The 24,474-nt window shown below is 72.9% G+C and carries 19 protein-coding genes; 11 read left to right on the top strand and 8 right to left on the bottom strand.

Going from position 1 to position 24,474, the window contains the following annotated elements; genetic code table 11:
- The first annotated feature begins 120 nt into the window (after positions 1 to 120).
- From V9U70_RS04760 to V9U70_RS04745, 4 genes are all read left to right on the top strand, one after another.
- A complete protein-coding gene (locus tag V9U70_RS04760; protein WP_336673172.1) occupies positions 121 to 1,326 on the top strand; it encodes a CaiB/BaiF CoA transferase family protein in 1,206 nt (401 codons plus the stop codon).
- 8 nt (positions 1,327 to 1,334) lie between these two features.
- Positions 1,335 to 2,477, top strand: a complete 1,143-nt coding sequence (locus V9U70_RS04755) for an acyl-CoA dehydrogenase family protein (protein WP_336673171.1) — start codon at positions 1,335 to 1,337, stop codon at positions 2,475 to 2,477.
- An 82-nt stretch (positions 2,478 to 2,559) separates the two neighbouring features.
- Positions 2,560 to 3,774 carry an acetyl-CoA C-acetyltransferase gene (locus V9U70_RS04750; protein ID WP_336673170.1) on the top strand — a complete coding sequence of 405 codons (1,215 nt, stop codon included), beginning with the start codon at positions 2,560 to 2,562 and terminating at the stop codon, positions 3,772 to 3,774.
- A gap of 38 nt (positions 3,775 to 3,812) precedes the next feature.
- On the top strand, positions 3,813 to 5,984 hold the full coding sequence (locus tag V9U70_RS04745) for a 3-hydroxyacyl-CoA dehydrogenase NAD-binding domain-containing protein (RefSeq protein WP_336673169.1): 2,172 nt from the start codon (positions 3,813 to 3,815) through the stop codon (positions 5,982 to 5,984).
- 98 nt (positions 5,985 to 6,082) lie between these two features.
- Here the strand turns inward: V9U70_RS04745 and V9U70_RS04740 are convergent, their stop codons facing one another.
- Positions 6,083 to 6,814 carry a MerR family transcriptional regulator gene (locus tag V9U70_RS04740; RefSeq protein WP_336673168.1) on the bottom strand — a complete coding sequence of 244 codons (732 nt, stop codon included), beginning with the start codon at positions 6,812 to 6,814 and terminating at the stop codon, positions 6,083 to 6,085.
- A gap of 529 nt (positions 6,815 to 7,343) precedes the next feature.
- Here V9U70_RS04740 and V9U70_RS04735 point away from each other — a divergent pair.
- Together V9U70_RS04735 and V9U70_RS04730 are read left to right on the top strand one after the other, a co-directional pair.
- The gene (locus V9U70_RS04735; protein WP_336673167.1) at positions 7,344 to 8,729 is read left to right on the top strand and encodes a M14 family metallopeptidase; all 1,386 of its coding nucleotides are present in this window, start codon (positions 7,344 to 7,346) and stop codon (positions 8,727 to 8,729) included.
- A gap of 72 nt (positions 8,730 to 8,801) precedes the next feature.
- Positions 8,802 to 10,571 (top strand): BCCT family transporter, encoded by a 1,770-nt coding sequence (locus tag V9U70_RS04730; protein WP_336673166.1) that lies wholly within the window; start codon positions 8,802 to 8,804, stop codon positions 10,569 to 10,571.
- A 128-nt stretch (positions 10,572 to 10,699) separates the two neighbouring features.
- Here V9U70_RS04730 and V9U70_RS04725 read toward each other — a convergent pair whose 3' ends face one another.
- On the bottom strand, positions 10,700 to 11,635 hold the full coding sequence (locus tag V9U70_RS04725) for an FAD-dependent oxidoreductase (RefSeq protein WP_419723936.1): 936 nt from the start codon (positions 11,633 to 11,635) through the stop codon (positions 10,700 to 10,702).
- Positions 11,636 to 11,805: 170 nt separating this feature from the next.
- Here V9U70_RS04725 and V9U70_RS04720 point away from each other — a divergent pair, with 170 nt between their 5' ends.
- Positions 11,806 to 13,443, top strand: a complete 1,638-nt coding sequence (locus V9U70_RS04720) for an ABC-F family ATP-binding cassette domain-containing protein (RefSeq protein ID WP_336673164.1) — start codon at positions 11,806 to 11,808, stop codon at positions 13,441 to 13,443.
- 129 nt (positions 13,444 to 13,572) lie between these two features.
- Here V9U70_RS04720 and V9U70_RS04715 read toward each other — a convergent pair whose 3' ends face one another.
- Positions 13,573 to 16,017 (bottom strand): Tex family protein, encoded by a 2,445-nt coding sequence (locus V9U70_RS04715; RefSeq protein WP_336673163.1) that lies wholly within the window; start codon positions 16,015 to 16,017, stop codon positions 13,573 to 13,575.
- A 215-nt stretch (positions 16,018 to 16,232) separates the two neighbouring features.
- Positions 16,233 to 17,096 carry an SCO6745 family protein gene (locus V9U70_RS04710; RefSeq protein ID WP_336673162.1) on the bottom strand — a complete coding sequence of 288 codons (864 nt, stop codon included), beginning with the start codon at positions 17,094 to 17,096 and terminating at the stop codon, positions 16,233 to 16,235.
- 127 nt (positions 17,097 to 17,223) lie between these two features.
- Between V9U70_RS04710 and V9U70_RS04705 the strand changes: the two genes are divergently transcribed.
- The gene (locus tag V9U70_RS04705) at positions 17,224 to 18,216 is read left to right on the top strand and encodes a GlxA family transcriptional regulator (RefSeq protein WP_419723931.1); all 993 of its coding nucleotides are present in this window, start codon (positions 17,224 to 17,226) and stop codon (positions 18,214 to 18,216) included.
- Positions 18,217 to 18,307: 91 nt separating this feature from the next.
- Positions 18,308 to 18,943, top strand: a complete 636-nt coding sequence (locus V9U70_RS04700) for a DJ-1/PfpI family protein (RefSeq protein ID WP_336673160.1) — start codon at positions 18,308 to 18,310, stop codon at positions 18,941 to 18,943.
- Here the strand turns inward: V9U70_RS04700 and V9U70_RS04695 are convergent.
- Positions 18,933 to 19,697, bottom strand: a complete 765-nt coding sequence (locus tag V9U70_RS04695; RefSeq protein WP_336673159.1) for an enoyl-CoA hydratase/isomerase family protein — start codon at positions 19,695 to 19,697, stop codon at positions 18,933 to 18,935. The two genes, V9U70_RS04700 and V9U70_RS04695, sit on opposite strands and share 11 nt — an antisense overlap.
- Before the next feature lie 77 nt (positions 19,698 to 19,774).
- Between V9U70_RS04695 and V9U70_RS04690 the strand changes: the two genes are divergently transcribed.
- Both V9U70_RS04690 and V9U70_RS04685 read left to right on the top strand, forming a co-directional pair.
- Entirely contained in the window at positions 19,775 to 20,398 is a 624-nt protein-coding gene (locus V9U70_RS04690) for an HdeD family acid-resistance protein (protein ID WP_336673158.1), read from the top strand.
- Positions 20,399 to 20,543: 145 nt separating this feature from the next.
- On the top strand, positions 20,544 to 20,999 hold the full coding sequence (locus V9U70_RS04685) for an ATP-binding protein (RefSeq protein WP_336673157.1): 456 nt from the start codon (positions 20,544 to 20,546) through the stop codon (positions 20,997 to 20,999).
- A gap of 25 nt (positions 21,000 to 21,024) precedes the next feature.
- Here the strand turns inward: V9U70_RS04685 and idi are convergent, their stop codons facing one another.
- The 3 genes from idi to V9U70_RS04670 all read right to left on the bottom strand — a co-directional run bounded on the left by idi (position 21,025) and on the right by V9U70_RS04670 (position 24,232).
- On the bottom strand, positions 21,025 to 21,618 hold the full coding sequence (gene idi, locus V9U70_RS04680) for an isopentenyl-diphosphate Delta-isomerase (RefSeq protein WP_336673156.1): 594 nt from the start codon (positions 21,616 to 21,618) through the stop codon (positions 21,025 to 21,027).
- A gap of 146 nt (positions 21,619 to 21,764) precedes the next feature.
- Positions 21,765 to 23,030 carry a bifunctional class I SAM-dependent methyltransferase/N-acetyltransferase gene (locus V9U70_RS04675; protein WP_336673155.1) on the bottom strand — a complete coding sequence of 422 codons (1,266 nt, stop codon included), beginning with the start codon at positions 23,028 to 23,030 and terminating at the stop codon, positions 21,765 to 21,767.
- Positions 23,031 to 23,290: 260 nt separating this feature from the next.
- The gene (locus V9U70_RS04670; protein ID WP_336673154.1) at positions 23,291 to 24,232 is read right to left on the bottom strand and encodes a cation diffusion facilitator family transporter; all 942 of its coding nucleotides are present in this window, start codon (positions 24,230 to 24,232) and stop codon (positions 23,291 to 23,293) included.
- Positions 24,233 to 24,474: the final 242 nt, after the last annotated feature.

Genomic DNA, 24,474 nt, shown 5'->3' with positions numbered 1-24,474 from the left:
TACGGGAGGATCGCGGGGAAGAGCTAAGCGCTTGCTCGGCCCGAGGGGTTGTGCGGAACGGGGCTCCTTCTTAGCATCATTGATGTTACATCGGTTGTGTCACACCAAGGGGGCTCCCAGATGGCCAGGACCGAGCACGGCCCGCTGACCGGTGTCCGCGTCGTCGAGCTGGCCGGGATCGGCCCCGGGCCGTTCGCCGCGATGCTGCTGGCTGACCTGGGAGCCGACGTCGTGCGCGTCGACCGGCCCGGCGACCCGGCGCTCGGCATCGACCCCGCGTACGACCTCACCAACCGCAACAAGCGCTCCGTCCTCGTCGACCTCAAGAGCGGGACGGGGGCGGCCCGGGTCCTGGACCTCGTGGAGAGGGCCGACATCCTGGTGGAGGGCTACCGCCCCGGCGTCGCCGAACGTCTCGGCGTCGGGCCGGAGGCCTGCCTCGCCCGCAACCCGCAACTGGTCTACGGCCGGATGACGGGCTGGGGCCAGGAGGGGCCGCTCGCCGAAAGGGCCGGGCACGACATCGCGTACATCGCGCTGTCCGGGACCCTGTCCATGATCGGCAGGCCGGACGAGCCGCCCACCGCCCCCGCCAACCTGGTCGGCGACTACGCGGGCGGCTCGCTCTACCTCGTGGTCGGCGTCCTCGCCGCCCTGCAGCACGCCCGTACGCCCGGCGGCGCCGGCCAAGTGGTGGACGCGGCGATCGTCGACGGCGCCGCCCACCTCGCCTCGATGATCCACGGGATGCTGGCGGCCGGCAGCTGGCAGGACCGGCGGGGCGCGAACCTGCTCGACGGCGGCTGCCCGTTCTACGGCTCCTACGCCACCTCCGACGGGCAGTACATGGCGGTCGGCCCGTTGGAACAGCGGTTCTACGCCGAGTTCATCGAGCTCCTCGGCCTCCCGCGGACCGCCCCCGACCGGGACGACATCGCCCGCTGGGGCGAACTGCGCACCGCCGTCGCCGACCGGTTTTGTACCCGTACGCGGGCCGAGTGGACCGAGGTGTTCGACGGCAGCGACGCCTGCGTCGCCCCCGTCCTCTCGCTCCGGGAAGCGCCGCACCACCCGCATCTCGCCGCGCGCGGCACGTTCGTCGAGCACGGCGGGCTCACCCAGCCCGCCCCGGCCCCGCGTTTCTCGAACACCCCTGCCTCTGTGCGGAGCGCGCCCGCGCGGCCCGGCGCCGACACCGAGGCCGTCGCCGCCGACTGGGACGTGCCGGCCCTCCGGGACGAGGCCGCGCACCCGGCCCCGGCCCCCGATCCGTACGCCCCGGCCCCGGCCGGCCAGGACCCCGTCCCCGACCACCGCCGTCCCTAGGAGACCTTGTGCAGCGGCAGATCTACACCGAGGAGCACGACGCGTTCCGCGCGACCGTCCGGGCCTTCCTGGCCAGGGAGGTCCTTCCTCACTACGGACAGTGGGAGCGCGACGGCGTCGTCTCCCGCGACGCCTGGCTCGCCGCCGGGCGGGCGGGGCTTCTGGGTCTCGCCGTCCCCGAGGAACACGGAGGCGGTGGCAGCGGCGACTTCCGCTACAGCGCCGTCCTCGCGGAGGAGTTCGCCCGAGCCGGGGCCCCCGGCCTCGCGATCGGCCTGCACAACGACATCATCGGCCCCTATCTCACCGGCCTCGCCACAGAGGAGCAGAAGCGGCGCTGGCTCCCCGGCTTCTGCAGCGGCGAGATCATCACCGCCATCGCCATGACCGAGCCCGGCGCCGGGTCCGACCTCCAGGGCATCCGCACCACCGCGGAGGACCGGGGCGACCACTGGCTGCTCAACGGGTCCAAGACCTTCATCTCCAACGGCATCCTCGCCGACCTGGTGATCGTGGTGGCGAAGACCACCCCGGAAGGCGGGGCGAAGGGCCTCTCCCTGATCGCCGTCGAACGCGGCGCGGAGGGGTTCGAGCGGGGTCGCAACCTCGACAAGATCGGCCAGAAGGCCCAGGACACGGCCGAGTTGTCCTTCCACGACGTCCGCGTCCCCAAGGAGAACCTCCTGGGCGAACGCGAGGGCGCCTTCGGTCATCTGATGACCCATCTGGCACAGGAGCGCATGGGCATAGCCGTCGCCGCGATCGCCGGCGCCGAACACCTGCTGGAGATCACCACCCAGTACGTCAAGGAACGTGAGGCCTTCGGACGGCCGCTCTCCAAGCTCCAGCACATCCGCTTCGAGATCGCGGAGATGGCCACCGAGTGCGCCGTCACCCGCACCTTCCTCGACCGGTGCATCGTCGACCACTCCGACGGCGTCCTCGACGCCGTGCACGCCTCCATGGCCAAGTGGTGGGCCACCGAGCTGCACCAGCGTGTCGCTGACCGTTGTCTACAACTCCACGGCGGATACGGCTACATGAGCGAGCACAAGGTCGCCAGGGCGTTCACCGACGGCCGTGTCCAGACCATCTACGGCGGCACGACCGAGATCATGAAGGAGATCATCGGCCGCTCGCTGCTCGCCTGAGCCCGGCCGGCTGCGGGGCCCGTCCGGCCCCGGACCCCGCTCTTCCCGTCCTCCTCTCGTCATCCCTCGAAAGGCAGCTGTCTTGAGTACCGAAGCATTCGTCTACGACGCGATCCGCACCCCGCGCGGCCGCGGCAAGGCCAACGGCGCCCTGCACGGCACCAAGCCGATCGACCTGGTCGTCGGCCTCATCCACGAGATGCGGGACCGCTTCCCCAACCTCGACCCGACGGCCATCGACGACATCGTCCTCGGCGTGGTCAGCCCGCTCGGCGACCAGGGCTCCGACATCGCCCGGATCGCCGCCATCGCAGCCGGGCTCCCCGACTCCGTCGCGGGGGTCCAGGAGAACCGCTTCTGCGCGTCCGGGCTGGAAGCGGTCAACCTCGCCGCCGCCAAGGTCCGTTCGGGGTGGGAGGACCTCGTCCTGGCGGGCGGCGTCGAGTCGATGTCCCGGGTGCCGATGGGATCGGACGGCGGGGCCTGGGCGATGGACCCGATGACCAGCTTCCAGACCGGTTTCGCCCCGCAGGGCATCGGCGCCGACCTCATCGCCACCATCGAGGGCTTCAGCCGCCGCGACGTCGACGAGTACGCCGCACTCTCCCAGGAACGCGCCGCCGCCGCCTGGAAGGAAGGACGCTTCGACCGTTCCGTCGTCCCGGTCAAGGACCGCAGCGGCCTGACCGTCCTCGACCGCGACGAGCACCTGCGGCCCGGCACGACGGCCGACTCCCTCGCCGGCCTCAAGCCGTCGTTCGCGGGCATCGGCGAGATGGGCGGCTTCGACGCGGTGGCGCTCCAGAAGTACCACTGGATCGAGAAGATCGACCACGTCCACCACGCGGGCAACTCCTCCGGCATCGTCGACGGCGCCGCCCTCGTCGCCATCGGCTCCCGCGAGGTCGGCGAGCGCTACGGCCTGACCCCGCGCGCCCGCATCGTCTCCGCGGCGGTATCCGGCTCCGAACCCACCATCATGCTCACCGGCCCCGCCCCCGCCACCCGCAAGGCGCTCGCCAAGGCCGGGCTGACCATCGACGACATCGACCTCGTGGAGATCAACGAAGCGTTCGCCGGCGTCGTCCTGCGCTTCACCAAGGACATGGGCCTTCCCCTGGACAAGGTCAACGTCAACGGCGGCGCGATCGCCCTGGGCCACCCCCTCGGCGCGACCGGCGCGATGATCCTCGGCACGGTCATCGACGAGCTGGAGCGGCGCGATGAGCGGTTCGGCCTCGTCACCCTCTGCGTCGGCGGCGGCATGGGCGTCGCCACCGTCGTCGAACGCCTCTGACCGCCCCGGCCACCCCTGCCTACGGAGAAGACATCCACATGAGCGAGAGCACGACCATCCGCTGGGAACAGGACGGCACCGGTGTCGTCACCCTCGTCCTGGACGACCCCGACCAGTCCGCCAACACGATGAACCAGGGGTTCAAAGACTCCATCGCGGCCGTCGCGGAGCGCGCGGAGGCAGAGAAGGACACCATCCGCGGCATCATCTACACCTCCGCCAAGAAGACGTTCTTCGCGGGCGGCGACCTCAAGGACATGATCAGGATCGGCCCCCAGGACGCCCCGGCGGCCTTCGAGGCCGGCCTCGCGATCAAGAGGGCGCTCCGCCGCATCGAGACCCTCGGCAAGCCCGTCGTCGCCGCGATCAACGGAGCGGCCCTCGGCGGCGGCTACGAGATCGCGCTCGCCTCCCACCACCGGGTCGCGCTGGACGCCCCCGGCTCCCGCATCGGCCTGCCCGAGGTCACCCTCGGCCTCCTCCCCGCAGGCGGCGGCGTCACCCGGACCGTACGCCTCATGGGCATCGCCGACGCACTCCTCAAGGTGCTCCTCCAGGGCACCCAGTACACTCCGCGGCGCGCCCTGGACAACGGCCTCGTCCACGAGGTCGCCGCCACCCACGAGGAGATGCTCGACAAGGCGCGCGCCTTCATCGACGCCCACCCCGAATCCCAGCAGCCCTGGGACGTCAAGGGCTACAAGATCCCCGGCGGCGCCCCGGCCAGCCCGCGCTTCGCCGCGAATCTGCCCGCCTTCCCGGCCAATCTGAAGAAGCAGCTGGCGGGCGCGCCGATGCCCGCGCCGCGCAACATCATGGCGGCCGCGGTCGAGGGGGCCCAGGTCGACTTCGAGACCGCCCTGACCATCGAGGCGCGGTACTTCACCGAGCTGGTCACCGGCCAGGTCTCCAAGAACATGATCCAGGCGTTCTTCTTCGACCTCCAGGCCGTCAACTCCGGGGCCAACCGGCCCCAGGGCATCCCCGAGCGCCCGGTGCGCAAGGTCGCCGTCCTCGGCGCGGGGATGATGGGCGCGGGCATCGCCTATTCCTGTGCCCGTGCGGGCATCGACGTCGTACTGAAGGACGTCTCCAAGGAAGCGGCCGCCCGCGGCAGGGCCTACAGCGAGAAGCTGCTCACCAAGGCGCTGGCCCGGGGGCGCACGACCGAGGCCGAGCGCGACGAGCTGCTGGCCCGCATCACCCCGACCGGCGACACGGCCGACCTCGCCGGGTGCGACGCGGTGATCGAGGCCGTCTTCGAGGACACCGCGCTCAAGCACAAGGTGTTCCAGGAGGTCCTGGACGTCGTCGAGCCCGACGCACTGCTCTGTTCCAACACCTCCACGCTGCCGATCACCGCCCTCGCCGAGGGCGTCTCGCGCCCCGGTGACTTCATCGGCCTGCACTTCTTCTCACCCGTCGACAAGATGCCGCTGGTGGAGATCATCAGGGGCGAGAGCACCGGCGACGAGGCGCTGGCCCGGGCCTTCGACCTGGTGCGCCGGATCAAGAAGACCCCGATCGTCGTCAACGACTCGCGTGGCTTCTTCACCTCGCGGGTCATCGGCCAGTTCATCAACGAGGGCGTCGCCATGGTCGGCGAGGGCGTCGAGCCCGCGTCGATCGAACAGGCGGCCGCCCAGTCCGGCTATCCGGCCAAGGTCCTCTCCCTGATGGACGAGCTGACCCTGACGCTGCCGCGCAAGATCCGCAACGAGACCAGGCGCGCGGTGGAGGAGGCCGGGGGCGTCTGGACCGGACACCCGTCGGACGAGGTCGTCGACCGCATGGTCGACGAGTTCGGCCGTCCGGGACGCAGCGGCGGCGCGGGCTTCTACGACTACGACGAGGACGGCAAGCGCACCGGTCTGTGGCCCGGACTGCGCGAGCACTTCACGAAGTCCGACGCGGACGTGCCTTTCGAGGACATGAAGGAAAGGATGCTCTTCGCGGAGGCCCTGGACAGCGTCCGCTGCCTGGAGGACGAGGTCCTCACCTCCGTCGCCGACGCCAACATCGGCTCGATCATGGGGATCGGCTTCCCGCCGTGGACCGGCGGCGTCCTCCAGTACATCAACGGTTACGACGGCGGCCTGCCCGGTTTCGTCGCCCGCGCCCGGGAGCTCGCCGGGCGCTACGGCGACCGGTTCCTGCCGCCTGCGCTGCTGGTGGAGAAGGCGGAGAAGGGCGAGACCTTCCACGACTGAGGGATCGGTCGCCCCGCCCGCGCGGTCGCGCCGCCACGAGGGGGCCGGGGTGGGGTGACGCGGGACGGGGCCCGCCGCTTTCGGGCGGCGCGGCCCCGTCACTCCGCGGTGAACGCGGCCCGCAGCTCCTCCTTCAGCGACCGTTGAAACGCCGTCAGCAGCGCCTGCAGGACGATCGGCTGCATGTCGGCCGAGAGCGACTTCATCGCCGCCACGTGCTCCGGGTCGCCCTCGCGCTCCCGGTAGGGGCTCCACACCTCGTCCCGGAACAACCGGGTCAGCTCCTGCGCGGCCGACCGTGTGTGCTCCACCAGGACGGTGCGCGCGGCGAGGATGGTCTCGTGGGCGACGGGCACGTCCAGCAGCTCCACCCCGAGCCGCAGCAGCCCCAGGTCCACCCGGTAGTCGCCGCCCGGCTCCTGCGGCCGCACCAGCACGCCCATCGCCGCCAGCCGCTCCACGTCCGGCTCCGACAGGGCCCGCCCGGCCCGCCGCTCCAGCTCGGCCCGGGTGGTCTCCTCGGTCTTGTCCGGGGCCCAGGACATCACCAGCGCCCGGTGGATCGCCAGCTCATGGGGGCTCAGGCCGGGCGGCAGCTGTTCCAGATAGCGCTCGATCGCCGCGAGGGTCATGCCCTGGTGCTGGAGCTCCTCGATCAGCGCGAGCCGGGAGAGATGGTCCGGCCCGTAGCGCCCGACCCGGCGCGGTCCGATGGCCGGGGGCGGCAGCAGACCCCGGGTGCTGTAGAACCGGACGGTGCGCACGGTGACGCCGGCGCGTGCCGCCAGCTCGTCCACCGTGAGCGTCGGCTCTTCGGCCCCCGTTGCCATCTGTGCTCCTCATATCGGACAGTTCCGGTGTCTCACCACTGCTGTGAAAGTGTCCGCCACCGATGCCGCGCCGTCCACCCCGGGCCCGTCGTCAGGGGCGGCGCGTGCGGGGGAGGCATGTCCGAGGCCGTCCGCCTACCGGCTGCGGACTCGCGGGCGGCCGCTGGTCACGGACCGGGCCGCTCGTCGGGCGACGCCGCACAGCCGCCGGCGCAGCGGCGACAGTCGGCGACCAGGACCGACGACAGGCGCCCGGGCCCCTGCCCAAGGCCGCCCGGCGCGCCGGCCCCCGCCCGTGCCGCCGGCCCCCCGTCGCGCCGCGATCCCGCGGCCGGCCGCGACGGGGCCGAGCGGCCGGGCGGGGCGGGGCGTCAAGGGCGCCCCGCCCGACGATCACCGTACCGCCGTCACCGAAGACCTTGATCGCCCCCCTGTCGTACGGGAGTTCACCGGGGTAACGTCCGCACACACCGACAGGCCGGCGGACCACCACGGTGCCCGCCCCGCACGCCCCGGGAGGCAGCCGCTGATGACCGCTCGCGCGCTGCGCGCGCTCAGCCCGCACCCATGGCTCGCTCCGGTCCAGGGCGCCGACCGCTCGGATTCCTCGCCGCTGACCCGGGGCACGAAAGCGGCCCGCCGGACGGCCGTGGCGGCGGCCCTCGTCTCGCTGGCCCTCCCGTTCGCCATCGCGCCCGCAGAGGCCGCGTACCGCCCGCCCCGCACCGGGTTCGAGACGAGCGGCGGAGACCGCTGGACCGGGGAGGCAGAGGAACGGTCCTTCCTCGCCGCGGTGGGCCGGGGGAGCGACCGGGTGTCGCTGGAGCGGATCGGCACGACCGCGAGGGGCCGCCCCCTCCATCTGGTGCGTACCGGCCGGCCGGGCCCCGTCGCGACCACGGTGCTGCTGGTCTGCGGCCAGCACGGGGACGAGCCCGCAGGGCGCGAAGCGTGTCTGACGACCGTGCGCGACCTGGCGTTCGCCGAGGACCGAGCCACGAGCGCCTTCCTGGCCCGCACGAACCTGCTGGTGCTGCCCACGGCCAACCCCGACGGACGGGCCGCGAACACCCGGGGCAACGCGGAGGGCGTCGACGTGAACCGCGACCACATCGCCCTGAGGACCGCGGAGGCGCGGGCCATCGCCGCCGTGATGCGCGACGAACGGCCGGACGTGGTCTACGACCTGCACGAGTACCGTGCGACCCCGCCCTACTACGACAAGGACCTGCTCGTCCTGTGGCCGCGGAACACGAACGTCGACCACCGGGTCCACAGCGCCTCCCGGGACCTCGCGGAGCGTTACGTCCAGGCCGCGGCCGCGGCGGCCGGGTACCGCAGCGGCCCCTACGGCGTCTGGACCGATCCGGCCACCGGCGAGCCCGTCAAGCGGACCGCGGGGGGTGGGCAGGAACGCGTCCTGCGCAACGCCTCCGGCCTCAAACACGCCGTCGGCCTGCTCGTCGAGTCGAGAGCCGACGCCCTGAGCGACGCGGAGAGGGCGGACCCCGCGCTCAACCGCCTCCGCAGGGTCCACTCCCAGCGGACGGCCATCGGCGGCCTGTTCGAATTCACCGAGCAACAGCGCGCCCGGCTCCGCCGGGCCACCGCGTCCTCGCGCCTGACCGGGCCGGCGGACCGGGGGCCCGTCCGCCTCGGCGGGGCGGACGACGAGCCGGCGGAGGCCGCCGAGACCATCGCCGACCCGCCGTGCGGCTACCGGCTCGACGCGGCCCAGTACGCCGACGTCAAGGACGTACTGGCCCTGCACGGCGTCAGCGCCCGGCTCCACGAGGGCGGCGCCGGTGGCGCGTACGTGCCCTTGCGCCAGTCCGCCCGTCGGCTCGTCCCTCTCCTCCTCGACCACCGTGCGTCATATCACGTGACAAGCGGTCAAATCGATGACAATTGTTGATTCTTGGAGTTCCGGGGCATACAAGGAGCTGCCCGCGGAGTGTTCTTCCGTATTCGTTGAAAGGTGCCACTCGTGTCCCAGGACCATCAGACGACGGCCGGGCGGGGGGGACTGCCGGTCACGGCGGACCTCCCCCCTGAACCGGTCAATGCCAAGGCCCCCACCACCGACCGCGTGGTGTTCGGCGTCACCGCGGTCCTCACCCTCGCCTTCGTCGTATGGGGCGCCACGGCCACCGAATCCCTGGAGAACGCGTCCGGGAAGCTTCTCAACGGTCTCATCCACAACGGCGGCTGGGGCTTCATGCTCGCCGCCTCCGGCTTCGTCATCTTCGCCCTCTGGCTCGCAGTCAGCCGCTACGGGACGATATCCCTCGGCCAGGAGGGTGAGAAGCCGGAGTTCCGGACCATTTCCTGGGTCGCGATGATGTTCAGCGCCGGCATGGGGATCGGGTTGATGTTCTGGGGCGTGAGCGAGCCCCTCGCCCACTACCGCACGCCGCCGCCCGGCACCGACCCGGCCGGCTCGGCCGAGGCCATGCAGACGGCGATGGCCACCACTCTCTTCCACTGGACGCTGCACCCGTGGGCGATCTACGCGGTGGTCGGTCTCGCCATCGCGTACAGCGCCTACCGCAAGCGCAGGCGGCAGACGATCAGCGCGGTCTTCGAGCCGCTGATCGGCAGGCGCCACGCCTACGGCGGCTTCGGACGCTTCATCGATATCCTGGCCATCTTCGCGACGTTGTTCGGCTCGGCGGCCTCGCTGGGCCTCGGCGCACTCCAGATCGGCAGCGGCTTCCAGGAGCTGGGCTGGATGGAGAAGGCCGGCACCGGGCTCCTCGTCGCCATCATCGCGGCACTGACCGTCTGCTTCGTCGCCTCCGCGGTCTCCGGGGTCGAGAAGGGAATCCAGTGGCTCTCCAACACCAACATGGTGCTGGCGCTGTTCCTCGTTCTGTTCGTCTTCGTCGCCGGACCCACGATCATCATGCTCGACCTGCTGCCCACCTCCCTCGGCGCCTATCTCAGCGACTTGGGGCAGCTGGCCGGCCGCACGGAGGCGACCGGCGGCGGTGACGTGGCCGACTGGCTCGGCAGCTGGACGGTCTTCTACTGGGCCTGGTGGATCTCCTGGACGCCCTTCGTCGGGATGTTCATCGCACGGATCAGCCGCGGCCGCACGATCCGTCAGTTCGTCGGCGGTGTGATCCTGGTGCCCAGCACCGTCAGCCTGGTCTGGTTCGCCGTCTTCGGCGGTTCGGCCATGAAGCTGGACGAGGCGGGCCGGCTCGCCGGCGCCGACACCCCGGAGGCACAGCTCTTCGGCGTCCTCCAGGAGTTCCCGATCGCCACCGTGACGAGCATCCTGGTGATGGTCCTCGTCGGCATCTTCTTCGTCTCCGGCGCGGACGCCGCCTCCATCGTCATGGGCACGCTCTCCCAGAAGGGCGTCCTCGAACCGGGCAAGTGGATGGTCGTCTTCTGGGGTGTCGTGACCGGAGCCGTGGCCGCGATCATGCTGCTCATCGGGGACGGCGAGAACAACGCGCTGGCCGGGCTGCAGAACCTCACCATTCTGGTCGCCGCGCCCTTCACCCTCGTGATGATCGGCATGTGCGTGGCCCTGATGCGGGATCTGCGCAAGGACCCGCAGATCGTTCGCCAGGAGTTCGGCGTGGAAGCGGTCGAGTCCGCGGTGATCGAGGGGCACTCCAAGTACGACGGCGACTTCGAGATCCGCATCGGCCCGGGCGGCACGCCGGTCGCGACCGACGAGCGCCCGACACCGGAGCCCACCGCTCCCGTCTCCGCCTCCCTCGACAAGCGCGCCGCCGACTGACCGGCCGGCCGACGCCGGCCCCGGGGCCCGCGACCACCGGTCGGTNGGTCGCGGGCCCCGCGGCGCTCCGGCCGGGCCCGCCCGTGTCGGGGCAGCGTTCGCCCGGTCCCGGCCCTTCGTGTGAAGGCTCAGCCCGGCCCCCGGTCCACCAGCGCCGCAGCCGCCCGCGCGCACCCCCAGGCCACGGTCACCCCCGCGCCCCCGTGCCCGTAGTTGTGCACCAGCAGCCCGCCGCCCGGCAACGTCTCCGCCTCGATACGGACCCCGGCCTCCCGCACCGGCCGCAGCCCCACCCGGTGCCCGAGCACCCGGGCCCCGGCGATCTCCGGCCGCACCCGCGCACACCGCGCCACTATCTCCCGGGCCGTCACCGGATCGGCCTCCGTGCGCGGATCGTCGGCCTCTGCCGTGCCGCCCAGCACCAGCCGGCCCGGCTGCGGGAAGAAGTACGTCGTCGCGGCCGACGCCGGATCGGCCCGGGTGAACCACTCCTCGATCCCCGGGTTCTCCACCACGACCAACTGCCCGCGCACCGGCCGCACACCGGGGTCGGGCACCAGCTCGCGCGCCCCGAGCCCCGTGCAGTTCACCACCGCCCGGCCCCGCGCCGCCACCTCGCCGAACCCCGTCACCGCCCGCCGCTCCACCGCGCCGCCCGCCGCCAGGAGACGCCGCTCCAGCCACGCCAGGTGGACCGGCATGTCCAGCAGCGGCAGCGTCACCCGCAGCCCCTCGGCTGTCTCCACCGCACCCTCCAGCTCCGCCGCCCAGGGCCCGAGCGCCGCGAACCGCTCACCGCCGTGCAGCCCGGGCACCCGCCGGACCCCGGTCTCCCGTGGCGCGTCCGCCAGCCCCTCGTACACCTCCAGCGTCTCCAGTGACCAGCCGCCGACCCGCTCCGCCGGCTCGATCCGGTACGGCCACCACAGCGCCCCCGCGACCGCGGAGGTCGTCGCCCCCGCCGGATCGCGCGACCACACGCGCACCCGCAGGCCGCGCTCCGCCAGCGTCACGGCGGTGGTGAGCCCGGCGACCCCGCCGCCCACCACGATCACCTCCGTCACCACGACCACTCCGTCCCCTCGGGGCGCGCCCGTCCTCCGCGGGCGCCGGGCCCGGAACGGACGCTAGCGGAGAGCCCGCGGCACGAGCACCCCGCGCCGTCGCGGGGCCGCACCGCGCCCCCTTCCCACGGAGCCGGGCCCGCCCGGCGCCCCTTAGAATCGGCTCCCTGATGACTGCCACCCTCGTCGCCAAGGACCTCGCCGCCGGACACGGCGACCGCACCCTCTTCGCCGGACTCGACCTCGTCGTCGCCCCCGGTGACGTGATCGGTCTCGTCGGAGTCAACGGCGCCGGAAAATCCTCCCTGCTCCGTCTGCTCGCCGGACTGGACCGCCCCGAGGAGGGCGAGCTGCGGCTCTCCCCGCCCTCCGCAGCCGTCGGCCACCTCCCACAGGAGCCGGAGCGCCGCGACGGTGAGACGGTGGCCGCCTTCCTGGCCCGCCGCACCGGAGTCGCCGACGCCCAGCGCGCCATGGACGAGGCGACGGAGGCCCTGGTCGAAGGGGCCCCGGGCGCGGACGACGCGTACTCCGAGTCCCTGGAGCGCTGGCTCGCCCTCGGCGGCGCGGACCTGGAGGAGCGGGCTGGGCAGGTCGCCGCGGAGCTGGGCCTGACCGTGGGCCTCGACCGGCCCATGACCGCGCTCTCCGGAGGCCAGGCGGCCCGCGCCGGCCTCGCCTCCCTGCTGCTCTCCCGCTACGACGTCTTCCTGCTCGACGAGCCCACCAACGACCTCGACCTCGACGGACTGGAGCGGCTGGAGCGCTTCGTGTCGGGGCTGCGCGCCGGGACCGTCGTCATCAGCCACGACCGAGAGTTCCTGATGCGCACGGTCACCAAGGTGCTGGAACTGGACCTCGCCCAGCAGCAGATCAACCTCTACGGCGGTGGCTACGCGGCCTATCTGGAGGAGCGGGAGACCGCTCGCCGGCACGCACGCGAGGGCTACGAGGAGTACGCCGACCGCAGGGCAGCCCTCGAAGCGCGGGGCCATATGCAGCGTTCCTGGATGGACAAGGGCGTCAAGAACGCCCGCCGCAAGGCCACCGACGGTGACAAGCTGGGCCGCAACGCCCGCAGCGAGGCGAGCGAGAAGCAGGCGGCGAAGGCGCGGCAGACGCAGCGCATGATCGAGCGCCTCGACGTCGTCGACGAACCGCGCAAGGAGTGGGAGCTGCGGATGGAGATCGCCTCCGCCCCCCGCTCCGGGTCCGTCGTCGCGACCCTGCGAGACGCCTGCGTGGCGCGCGGCGGCTTCTCCTTCGGCCCCGCCTCCCTCCAGATCGACTGGGCCGACCGGGTCGCCATCACCGGCGCCAACGGCGCGGGCAAGTCCACGCTGCTCGCCGCCCTGCTGGAACGGCTGCCGCTGGACTCGGGGAACGCGACGCTCGGTTCGGGCGTCGTGGTCGGTGAGGTGGACCAGGCCCGCAAGCTCTTCCTCGGCACCCAGTCGTTGCTGGAGGCGTTCTGCACCGCGGTGCCCGACACGGAACCCGCCGAAGTGCGCACCCTGCTCGCCAAGTTCGGCCTGCGCGCGGACCATGTGACGCGCCCCGCGACCAGTCTGTCGCCCGGTGAACGCACCCGGGCCGCGCTCGCCCTGCTCCAGGGGAGGGGCGTCAACCTCCTGGTGCTCGACGAGCCGACGAACCATCTGGACCTGCCCGCGATCGAGCAGCTGGAAGCGGCGCTGGAGACGTACACGGGCACCCTGCTGCTGGTCACGCACGACCGGCGGATGCTGGAAGCGGTCCGTACGACCCGCCGCGTCGAGGTGGCGGACGGTCAGGTCGAGGAAGTCTGAAGTACGACGCGCGGGGGCGGACCGTCCCACATGGTCCGCCCCCGCCCGCTCCGGCCGGCAGCCCGCCCGAGCCGCACGCCTGCCGGGCCCGGCGCCGGGTCGGAAGCGGAGCTCGCGCCCGCCCCGGCGTCAGCGCTTGCGCCCGCCCCGCTCCGGATCGGCGAGGCCGGCCCGCCGCAGGGCGTCCGCCATCGCGCTGTTCGCCGGCGCCGCCGCGCCCTGGCCCTGCCGGGGCGCTTGGCCGCGTCGGTCCCGGCCGCCGCCCTGGCCACGCTCACCGCCCGCACGGCCCTGGCCGCCACCGCCGGGCCCCTGGCCCTGCCGCTGCCTCGGCGGACGGCCGCCGCGCTCGCCGCGGTCCTGCTGCCCCGCGCCGGACCCGCCGCCCGGGCCGGGCTCGTCGTCCAGCCGCAGCGTCAGCGAGATGCGCTTGCGCTCCACGTCGACGTCCATGACCTTGACCTTCACGATGTCCCCGGGCTTCACGATGTCGCGCGGGTCCTTCACGAACGTCCTCGAGAGCGCGGAGACGTGCACCAGCCCGTCCTGGTGGACGCCGATGTCCACGAACGCGCCGAACGCCGCCACGTTCGTCACGACGCCTTCGAGCACCATGCCGGGCTCCAGGTCGCCGAGCTTCTCGACGCCCTCCCTGAAGGTCGCGGTGCGGAACGCCGGCCGCGGGTCGCGCCCCGGCTTCTCCAGCTCCTTCAGGATGTCCGTCACGGTCGGCAGGCCGAACACGTCGTCCACGAAGTCCGCCGCGCGCAACGACCGCAGCGCCTCCGTGTTGCCGATGAGCGAGGCGACCTCGCCGCCCGCGGCCCTCACCATCCGCCGCACCACCGGATACGCCTCCGGGTGCACGCTGGAGCCGTCCAGCGGGTCGTCCCCGCCGCGAATCCGGAGGAACCCAGCGCACTGCTCGTACGCCTTCGGGCCCAGCCGCGGCACGTCCTTGAGCGCCCTGCGGGACCGGAAGGGCCCGTTGACGTCCCGGTGCGCGACGATCTTCTCGGCGAGCCCCGCGCTGATCCCCGACACCCGCGAGAGCAGGGGAGCCGAAGCGGTGTTGACGTCCACGCCGACCCCGTTCACGCAGTCCTCCACGACCGCGTCCAGCGAACGGGACAGCTTCACCTCGGACAGGTCGTGCTGGTACTGCCCGACGCCGATGGACTTCGGGTCGATCTTCACCAGTTCGGCCAGCGGGTCCTGGAGCCTCCGGGCGATCGACACCGCCCCGCGCAACGAGACGTCCATGTCGGGCAGTTCCTGCGAGGCGAACGCGGACGCGGAGTACACCGAAGCACCGGCCTCCGAGACCATCACCTTGGTCAGCTCCAACTCGGGGTACTTGTCGATCAGTTCGCCGGCGAGCTTGTCGGTCTCACGGGACGCCGTCCCGTTGCCGACGGCGATCAGGTCGACCGCGTGCTCCTTCGCGAGACGGGCGAGCCTGGCCAGTGCCTGGTCCCACTGGTTGGCGGGCACGTGCGGGTGGATCACATCGGTGGCCACTGCCTTGCCGGTGGCGTCGACGACGGCGACCTTCACCCCCGTGCGGAAACCGGGGTCCAGCCCCAGCGTGGCCCGCGTCCCGGCCGGGGCGGCCAGCAGCAGATCGCGCAGGTTCGACGCGAAGACCCGCACCGCCTCGTCCTCCGCCGCCGTGCGCAGCCGCAGTCGCAGATCGATGCCGAGGTGCACCTGGATGCGCGTCCGCCATGCCCAGCGCACGGTGTCGGCCAGCCACCTGTCACCGGGGCGGCCCCGGTCGGCCACGCCGAAGCGGCGGGCGATCATGTTCTCGTACGCCGAGGGGCCGGGGAGCCCGGTGGCCTCCGGCTCCTCCGGCTCCAGGACCAGGTCGAGCACGTTCTCCTTCTCGCCGCGCAGCAGGGCGAGCACCCGGTGCGAGGGCAGCGCGGTGAACGGCTCCGCGAAGTCGAAGTAGTCGGCGTACTTCGCCCCCGCCTCCTCCTGGCCCTCGCGCACCTTCGCCGCCAGCCGGCCGCGGGTCCACATGCGCTCGCGCAGCTCACCCGTCAGGTCGGCGTCCTCGGAGAACCGCTCGGTGAGGATCGCCCGCGCGCCCTCCAGCGCCGCCGCGGCGTCCACGACCCCCTTGTCGCCGTCCACGAAGGCGGCGGCCGCCGCGAGCGGGTCGGCCGAGGGGTCGCGGAGCAGGCCGTCCGCCAGCGGTCCGAGCCCCGCCTCCCGGGCGATCTGCGCCTTCGTCCGCCGCTTCGGTTTGAACGGCAGATAGATGTCCTCCAAGCGCGCCTTGGTCTCGGCGGCCCGGATGCTCGCCTCCAGCGCCGCGTCGAGCTTGCCCTGCTCGGCCACGGATTCGAGGATCGACGTCCGCCGTTCCTCCAGCTCCCGCAGATAGCGGAGCCGTTCCTCCAGCGTGCGCAACTGCGCATCGTCGAGGGACTCGGTCGCCTCCTTGCGGTAGCGCGCGATGAACGGCACGGTCGATCCGCCGTCGAGCAGCTCGACGGCCGCTTCGACCTGTCGTTCCCGTACGCCGAGCTCCTCGGCGATCCTGCCTTCGATGGACGTCGTCACGGTTTTCCCGACTCGCCTTCTCGTACTGGCTGTGCTGGCCGTGCTCGCTGTGCGATGAGCACGCTCTTACCGGGGGTCGTCCCCTTCGCCTGCATTGTGCCGGGCGGCCGGGGGCCGTGTCGCGTGACCAGGGCTACGCCGGTGGGTCCCGCCCCGCCCCGGGCCGCGCCCGCCCGGGGCCCGACGCGTCCGCCGGGGCTCCGGAGGGCGCGGGTTCAGCCCCGGCCGGTCGCCTCTGCCGGGAACGCGCCCGCGGCGGCCGCCGTGAACAGGAAGCCGCGTGCCAGCTCGGTGAGCCGCTCCACGTCCCGCGCGCCCAGATGTTCGTACGGGGCGGCGTCCATCCGGTCGGTCGCCTCCTCCACCCCCGCGCGCAGCGCCGTGCCCGCCTCGGTCAGGGCGTTTGTCCCGTCGAGCAGGCCCCGCTCCCGCAGGCGGTCGCAGGCGGCGTCCCAGTCGGCGCGGCGCCAGCCGCGACTGGCCAGAATCCATGGGAGGGCCATGCCCTTGCCGGTGGCCGTGTGGCTGACGAGCGATTCGAGCGGGTCCAGTCCGGCGGCGAGCAGGGCGGCGAGATGGGCGTCGCCGCGGTGCTCGCGCAGCAGGGTCGCCGCGTGCCAGAAGGCCAGGTGCGGCTCTTCGGGCGCCGGCAGGTCCGCGTGCGCGGCGTACAGCGGGCGGGCGTGCGGGGTGCAGGCCTCGGTGGCGCGCAGCGCCAGCCCGGCCGCCTCCGCCATCTCCTGTGAGGCGATGGCCTCCTCGCCGAGCAGCCGCCGCAGCGTCGAGTCCGCCGCCCGCAGCCGGGCCCCGAGGGCCTCGTCGGGTGAGGCGGTCTCCCAGACGGCCGGCACATGGCGGGCCACCAGCACGGGGTTGAAGTTGTAGAAGGTGGCGCTGACGGTCCCGGCCCCCACCGCGCCGAGGGCGGCGGCCCGGGTCGCGAAGTAGGCAGCGCTCGGGTCCTCGATGCCGATCTTCCCGAACTCCGCCCCCAGGTCGGGGGAGAAGAACAGGCACGAGTGCAACGGGTTGACGGAGTTGTGGCAGCGGCGTCCTGCGCGGGCCGGGAGAGTACTCATACCCGCACGTTACCGACTGGTCGGTACGGTGCGGAACCCCGCGGCGCCCCGCGATCCGCGAGGATGGCAGGAAAGGTGGGGGACTCGTCATTGCGGCCGTCACCGCCCGCCGACCACGATGGCGGACGTGAAGCAGCGAACCGTGCTCGTCGTCCTCTTCGACGGCGTCCAGAGCCTCGACGCGACCGGCCCGATGGAGGTGTTCGCCGGAGCCTCGCGGTCTCCCGGCGTCTCCTACGACCTGCGGACCGCCTCGCTCGACGGCGGCCCCGTCCGGTCCACCGGCGGCCTGACCCTGATGCCCGACAGCCGCCTGGCCGACGCGCCGGCCCCGCACACCCTGCTGGTGCCCGGCGGCCACGGCACCCGTGCGCCCCTGCCCGAGCTGACCGCCTGGCTGCGGGAGCACGCGCCGTCGGCGCGGCGGCTCGTGTCCGTGTGCACCGGGGCGCTGCTGCTCGCGCGAGCGGGCCTGCTGGACGGCCACCGGGCGACCACCCACTGGAGCTACTGCGAGCAGTTGGCCCGCGACTACCCGGACGTCCGGGTGGAACCGGAACCGATCTTCGTCCGGGACGGGAAGCTGGCCACGTCCGCGGGCGTCACCGCGGGCATCGACCTCGCGCTCGCGCTGGTCGAGGAGGACCACGGGCCGGACATCGCCCTGAACGTCGCCCGCCACCTCGTGATGTTCCTGCGCCGGCCGGGCAACCAGGCCCAGTTCAGCGCCCAGCTCAGCGCCCGCACGGCCCGGCGTGAACCGCTGCGCGAGGTCCAGCACTGGATCACCCAGCACCCGGACGCCGACCTCGGAGTGGAGGCGCTCGCGGCCCGCGCCCGACTCTCGCCCCGGCACTTCGCCCGCGCGTTCCGGTCGGAGACCGGGACGACCCCGGGACGGTACGTCGACCGGGTGCGCCTGGAGCACGCCCGCAGGCTCCTGGAGGACACCGAGGACGGCGTCGAGCGCGTCGCCCGCGCCAGCGGCTACGGCACGCCGGAAGCCATGCGCCGCGCCTTCGTGAAGGCCCTCGCGACGGCGCCGGCCGAATACCGCCGCCGCTTCGGCGTCCTCGCGCCCTCGGCCGTACCGGCGACGGCAGGACCGAGAGCCGACTGACCTTTCCCCCGCGCCCGCCGTCCGGGCGGGCGCGGGGGCTGCGCACCGGTACACATCCGTGCCGCCACCGACCCGACCGAAAGGCTTCCTCATGCAGATCGCCATCCTGCTCTTCGACCGTTTCACCGCCCTGGACGCGGTCGGGCCCTACGAGATCCTCAGCCGGGCCCCGGGGGCCGAGACCGTCTTCGTGGCCGAGCGGACCGGCCCCGTCCGCAACGACAGCGGCAGCCTCGCGCTCGTCGCGGACCGGACGCTCACCGAGGTCACGTCCCCCGATCTGGTCATCGTCCCCGGCGGGCCGGGCCAGGGCGACCAGATGGAGAACGAGGAGCTGCTGGGCTGGCTGCGGGTGGTGGACGCGACCACAGCCTGGACGACCTCCGTCTGCACCGGATCGCTGCTGCTGGCGGCGGCCGGACTGCTGACGGGCAGGCGGGCCACCTCGCACTGGCTCGCCCTGGAGGCCCTGAAAAGGTTCGGCGCCGAGCCGACCGGGGAACGCGTCGTCCTCGACGGCAAGTACGTCACCGCCGCCGGGGTCTCCTCCGGCATCGACATGGGGCTGACCCTGCTCGGCCGGATCGCGGGCGACGACGCCGCGCGCTCGGTGCAGCTGCTCACCGAGTACGACCCGCAGCCGCCCTACGACTGCGGGTCGCCCGAGAAGGCCCCGGCCGCCCTCGTCCAGGAGTGGCGGGCCAAGAGCCGCCACGTCAGCCGGTAGGCCCCGTGGTGTAGGGGAACCGCGGGGCGCGCCGCTCCAGGAACGCGGCGACGCCTTCCGCGGCCTCGTCGGCGGCGAGCGCCTCGCCGGCCCAGTGCGCGTCCCGGTCCGTGCGGCCCGCGGTGAACTCCTTCGCCGCCGCCTGCGTCAGCTGGGACCGGGACGCGAGCACCTGCGCGTACTCCTCGACGCGCCGGTCCAGCCCGCCCATGGGGAGCACCTCGTCGACCAGCCCGGTGCGCAGCGCCCGCTCCGTGCCGATCAGCTCGCCGGAGAACAACAGGTGCTTCGCCGTCGCCGGGCCGACGAGGGCGACCAGGCGCCGGGTCGCGGAGGAGGGGTAGACGATGCCGAGCTTGGCCGGGGTGACGCCGAAGGCGGAGCCCTCCTCCGCGAACCGAAGATCGCAGGCGGCCGCGAGCTGGCTGCCGCCGCCCACGCAGTAGCCGCGCACCGCGGCCAGCGTCGGCCGGGGAAACGCGGCGAGAGCCTCCTCTGCCGCGCCCGCCAGGCCCCGGGCCTCGTCGGCGCCCTCCCGCAGCGCGGAGATGTCGGCCCCGGCGCAGAAGGTGTCCCCGGCCCCCGTCAGCACCAGCACCCGGACCGCCGGGTCGGCGGCCAGCCGCTCCAGCAGCTCCGGCAGACTCCGCCACATCACCGGGGTCATCGCGTTCCGCCTGGCGGGGTGGGAGATCACGACGGTGGCGACGCCGCGCTCGACGGAGAAGAGCAGCCGGGGTTCCGTACGGTCCATGCGCCGGATGCTATCCGCCCGGTTCGAACCTATGATCAAGAAGGGGTCGAGCGGACACGCACCGTGAGGAGTCGTCGATGGACGCATCCACCTCCGAGGGCCGAAAGCTCAGCCGCGGTTTCGGCCGGCTGACGCTTCTCGGCGCGTTGCTGGTGATCGCGGGCGTGACCGGCCTCGTGTACACCGGCGTCGCCACCCTCACCTCGATGCTCCTCTTCGGCTGGCTTCTGCTCGTCGGCGGCCTCGTCGGGCTGCTGCACGCGGTCGAGTCGCGGGGCACGAGCTACTTCTGGCTGGGCGTCGTGGTCGCCGCGCTCAACCTCGCCGCGGGCGTCGTCGTCATCCGGCACCCCGAGGGCACGGCCGAGGCGCTGACCATGTTCGCCGCGCTGCTCTTCCTGACCGGTGGGGTCTTCCGGCTGGTCGGCAGCGTCGTCGTACGGGGTCCGCAGATGGGGTGGACGCTGCTGCAAGGGGCTTTCGGGCTGCTGCTGGGACTGCTGGTCCTGTTCGACTGGCCGCACAGCAGTCTCTACGTGCTGGGCTGCTTCTTCTCGCTGGCCCTGCTGTTCGACGGGCTCGGCCTGATCGCCATCGGCGTCGGCGGCCGACGCATCGTCGGCATGGTCTCGGAACGGCTCGATGAGGAGGCTCCGACCACGGACCCGCTGAGCAAGCCTCCAGAAGAAGAGCAGAAGTAGTCCGCAGACTGGCAAAGGCGGGCAACCTCAGTCGAACAGCAGCGATACCGGGCTACTTCCGGTCAGTGGCACGGGAGGGACCAGGACACTCCCAACACTCTTTACTCGACAGTCAGTGCAGGACGAGTGAGAGCTGGTGCGGACGATGGAGAGCCCCGGGAGTGCCCCCTCCGATCCCGCTTCGTACGAAGGGGTCTGGCGCTTCACCGCCCCCTCCGTGGACGCCTCCGTGCCCCGCGCCCGGCACGCCGTACGCGATCTCCTGGGCCGACAGGGTGTTCCGGTCGAGGACGAGGTCCTCCAGGGCCTGCTCCTGATCCTCTCCGAGCTGGTCACCAACGCCGTCAGACACGCGGCACTGCTGTCGCCCGAGCTGGCGGTGGAGGTGGCCGTCGCCGCCGACCGGGTCAGAGTGTCGGTCGAGGACAGCCATCCCTACCGCCCCACCGCGCTGGAGACCGACTGCGCGCAGACCGGCGGCCGGGGGCTGCACCTGGTCAAAGTGATCACAGAGGAGGCGGGGGGCGCCTGCGACGTCGAGCACACCGCGAGCGGCGGGAAGGCCGTCTGGGCGACGCTGCCGCTGAAGACGCGGCTGTGACCCCCGTACGCCGCCCGGCCGCGCCTCACCAGCCGGAGGAGGGGCCTGTCAGCTCGCGGATCGCCGGCCGCGCCGCGTCCAGCACCGTCATGAACCACGCGGAGAACGCCCCCTGGGCGTGCCGCTCCGCCAGCTCCGAGGCCGTGACGAACGCCGTCTCGCCGACCTCCTCGGGGTCCGGCTCCGGTTCGTGCTGCGCCAGGCCCACGAACAGGTGGTTGAACTCCTGCTCCACCAGGCCCGACACCGGGTCCGGGTGGTTGTAGCGCACTGTTCCCGCCTCCGCCAGCAGTGACGGCGAGAGCCCCAGCTCCTCATGCGTACGCCGGGCGGCGGCCGCGAACGGGGCCTCGCCCGGGTACGGATGCCCGCAGCAGGTGTTCGACCAGACACCGGGGGAGTGGTACTTGCCGAGAGCCCGGCGCTGGAGCAGGAGCCGCCCCCGCTCGTCGAAGAGGAACACCGAGAAGGCGCGGTGCAGCTGCCCGGGGGGCTGGTGGGCCGCCAGCTTCTCCGCGGTGCCGGTGGTGGTGCCGTTCTCATCGACCAGTTCGAGCATGATCGCTTCTGCGGGGCCGTTCGACGAGCTGTGCGTCGCGGTGGCTGGTGTGGTCGGCATACCCATCCTTCGCTGTGGAGCCCGGCCTCGGGCGCCGGACCCCTGGAGTCCGGTCAAGTCTGCCGCACAGAAGCCGCTCGTCCGTACTCCGGTCCGGGCAGGTCCGCCCCGCCGCGCCCGGCGAGCGCGGCGGGGCGGACGGGTCGTCAGACCCCGAAGGCCGCCGGATATCGGATCATGCCCGCCGGAACGGGAACGGAACCGTCCAGCACCAGAGCCAGCATCGCCTCGTCCGGAACCTCGAATCCCGGCCGTATCCCGTAGCGCGACGCGGGGCCGAAACCGAAGCGCGGGTAGTACGCGGGGTGCCCGAGCACCAGCACCAGCGCCTCACCGCGCGCCCGGGCGGCGTCCAGCACCGCCCGCACCACGGCCTGCCCGGCCCCCTGCCGCTGGTGTGCGGGGGCGGTGGCCACCGGGGCCAGCGCGAGCGCGGGGGCGTCGCCCACCCGGCAGCGGCTCAGCAGCGCGTAGGCCGCGAGGGACCCGTCCGGGGCCTCGGCGACATACGAGAGGCCCGGCAGCCAGGCATCGGCGTCGGCACGCAGCGCGTCGACGAGGTCCGCTTCGCCCCGGGTCGGGAAGGCGGCCGTGTTGAGCGCGTGCACCGCCGAGCGGTCCGCCGCCGTCTCCGGGCGGGTGGGCCACCGGGGGTCGGCCGGCCGCAGCAGGTACGCGGCATAGCCGTACTCCGCACCGTGCTCGCGCCGCAGCGCCAGCTCCTCGCGGGTCGCGGCGAGCGCCCACTCCATGCCGGGGGAGGACGGGTCGGCGCTCTCCACCCGCTCGGCGAGCGGCGCGTAGTACGCGTCCCAGTCGCTCTCGGGCTGAAGGAGCACGTCCCTGACCGTGCAGCCCGCGGCGACAGCGGCCGCCGTGGTGTCCGGCAGGGTGCGCAGGGGGCCGTTGCGGTCCCAGAAAGCGCGTGCTCCGGCGGACGGCGCGTCCGTGGTCCAGACGCAATCGGAGATCATCATCGCGCCGCCGGGGGCCAGCAGCCGCTGCCAGTCGCGGACGGCCGTGTCGAACCCGATGCAGAACGCCGACCCCTCGGCCCAGACCAGGTCGAAGGAGCCCTCGGGGAACGCGGCGCCGGTGAGGTCGCCCATGTCGGCGCGGACCGTACGGACGCGGTCGCCGAGACCGAGGGCCTCGGCCGCCTCGCGCAGCTCCTCCAGGAACGGCTCGTGCAGGTCTACCGCGGTCACCTCGGCACCCGCCTCGGCGGCGAGCAGCAGCGCGGCACGGCCCGGACCGCAGCCCAGGTCGAGCACGCGCGGGCGGTCGGGCAGGGGGCCGGCCAGAGCCAGCAGCCGGCGCGTGGTCGCGTCGGAGCCGGGGCTCTGCCGGGGAAGGCGGTGGTGCAGAGTGAAGAACGCCTCGGTGCGCGAGGCGTCGATGTGGTCGGTCAACGTGGGAAACCCTTGAGTGAGCGGGCTCCGGCCGACGCTGCGGCGGCTGAGGCCGCGGGCTAGCCGAGAACCCGGGAGATGAGGAAGGACTGATTGCTGCGCCGGGAAGGCGTCGTCGCGACCGTCATCAACCTCAGCTCCTCTCGAAAGGGCCCGGGTCCTTTGGGCCACCGCTTCGCCATGAGACTCGAACGTCTCGGCGAAAGCACCCTAGCACTGCCCTCGCGCGCCGTCCGGGCCGTCTCGTGGCCGCGTGCGCCTCAGTGGCACAGCCGCGCCTCGTGCTCCGCGTGGCCGCTCGGCTCCAGCTGGAAAGTGCAGTGCTCGACGTCGAAGTGGTCGCCGAGGCAGAGTCGAAGCTCGTGCAGCAGCTTCTCGTGCTCGGTCGAGTCGAGCACGTCCTGGCGCACCACCACATGGGCGGAGAGCACCGGCATACCGGAGGTGATCGTCCAGGCGTGCAGATCGTGGACGCCGATCACCCCGGGCAGCTCCGTGATGTGCTCCCGCACCTCCGCCATGTCCACCCCCTTCGGCGCCGCCTCCAGGAGCACGTTCAGGGTCTCGCGCAGCAGCTTCACGGTGCGGGGGACGATCATCAGACCGATCACCAGTGAGGCGATCGGGTCGGCGGCCTGCCAGCCGGTGGCCATGATGACGCCCGCCGACACCAGCACGGTGACCGAGCCCAGGGTGTCGGCGAGCACCTCCAGGTAGGCGCCCCGGACGTTGAGGCTGTCCCGCTGCCCGCGCATCAGCAGGGAGAGGGAGACCAGGTTGGCGACCATGCCGACGGCGGCGAACGCTATGGCCAGTCCGCCCTTCGTCTCGGCCGGGTCGATGAAGCGGTCCACCGCCTCGAAGACCAGGAAGCCGCCGACCCCGAGCAGCAGCAGGCAGTTGGCCAGCGCCGCCAGTATCTCGGCGCGCGCGAAGCCGAAGGTGCGGTTCGGGCCGGCCGGCCGGTTGGCGAAGTGGATGGCGAGCAGGGCCATCCCGAGTCCCAGGGCGTCGGTGGCCATGTGGGCGGCGTCCGCGATGAGGGCCAGCGAGTCCGACAGCAGGCCCCCGACGATCTCCATGACCATCACGGACAGCGTGATGGCCAGGGCGATCCGCAGTCTGCCCCGGTACGCGGCGGCTGCCGTGCCCGTGGGGGGCGGCCCGCCGTGCGTGTGCCCGTGATCGTGGCCAGCCCCCATGAAAGATTCCTCCAGGTCCGTGCGGCGTCGCCGGGGCGAACCGCCCGACGGGGCCAGTGAACTACGGGCGGGGGGTATCCGGCAACACGGCACTGAACACCGTTGTCATCTGCTCTGACCTGCAAAAACGTTGTGCAGGTCAGAGCGGTGGCGTGATCGGTGAGGCCGCCCGGGAGCGGCCTCGGGAAGCGCCCGGCACGACATCGGGAGGTGGTGCGGGCCCCCTCGTCGCGTGCCCCCGC

The sequence above is a fragment of the Streptomyces pratensis genome, assembly GCF_037137275.1.
In the GTDB taxonomy this organism is placed as follows: domain Bacteria; phylum Actinomycetota; class Actinomycetes; order Streptomycetales; family Streptomycetaceae; genus Streptomyces; species Streptomyces pratensis_B.
Note: the sequence above shows the minus strand (reverse complement) of the source record. Positions and strands in the feature narration are given on the sequence as shown.

Excerpts from the sequence above, each read along its gene's own strand:
- V9U70_RS04760 (WP_336673172.1), top strand. The coding sequence starts at position 121 with ATGGCCAGGACCGAGCACGGCCCGCTGACCGGTGTCCGCGTCGTCGAG.
- V9U70_RS04745 (WP_336673169.1), top strand. The coding sequence starts at position 3,813 with ATGAGCGAGAGCACGACCATCCGCTGGGAACAGGACGGCACCGGTGTC.
- V9U70_RS04740 (WP_336673168.1), bottom strand. The coding sequence starts at position 6,814 with ATGGCAACGGGGGCCGAAGAGCCGACGCTCACGGTGGACGAGCTGGCG.
- V9U70_RS04735 (WP_336673167.1), top strand. The coding sequence starts at position 7,344 with ATGACCGCTCGCGCGCTGCGCGCGCTCAGCCCGCACCCATGGCTCGCT.
- V9U70_RS04720 (WP_336673164.1), top strand. The coding sequence starts at position 11,806 with ATGACTGCCACCCTCGTCGCCAAGGACCTCGCCGCCGGACACGGCGAC.
- V9U70_RS04710 (WP_336673162.1), bottom strand. The coding sequence starts at position 17,096 with ATGAGTACTCTCCCGGCCCGCGCAGGACGCCGCTGCCACAACTCCGTC.
- V9U70_RS04700 (WP_336673160.1), top strand. The coding sequence starts at position 18,308 with ATGCAGATCGCCATCCTGCTCTTCGACCGTTTCACCGCCCTGGACGCG.
- V9U70_RS04695 (WP_336673159.1), bottom strand. The coding sequence starts at position 19,697 with ATGGACCGTACGGAACCCCGGCTGCTCTTCTCCGTCGAGCGCGGCGTC.
- V9U70_RS04690 (WP_336673158.1), top strand. The coding sequence starts at position 19,775 with ATGGACGCATCCACCTCCGAGGGCCGAAAGCTCAGCCGCGGTTTCGGC.
- V9U70_RS04685 (WP_336673157.1), top strand. The coding sequence starts at position 20,544 with ATGGAGAGCCCCGGGAGTGCCCCCTCCGATCCCGCTTCGTACGAAGGG.
- idi (WP_336673156.1), bottom strand. The coding sequence starts at position 21,618 with ATGCCGACCACACCAGCCACCGCGACGCACAGCTCGTCGAACGGCCCC.
- V9U70_RS04670 (WP_336673154.1), bottom strand. The coding sequence starts at position 24,232 with ATGGGGGCTGGCCACGATCACGGGCACACGCACGGCGGGCCGCCCCCC.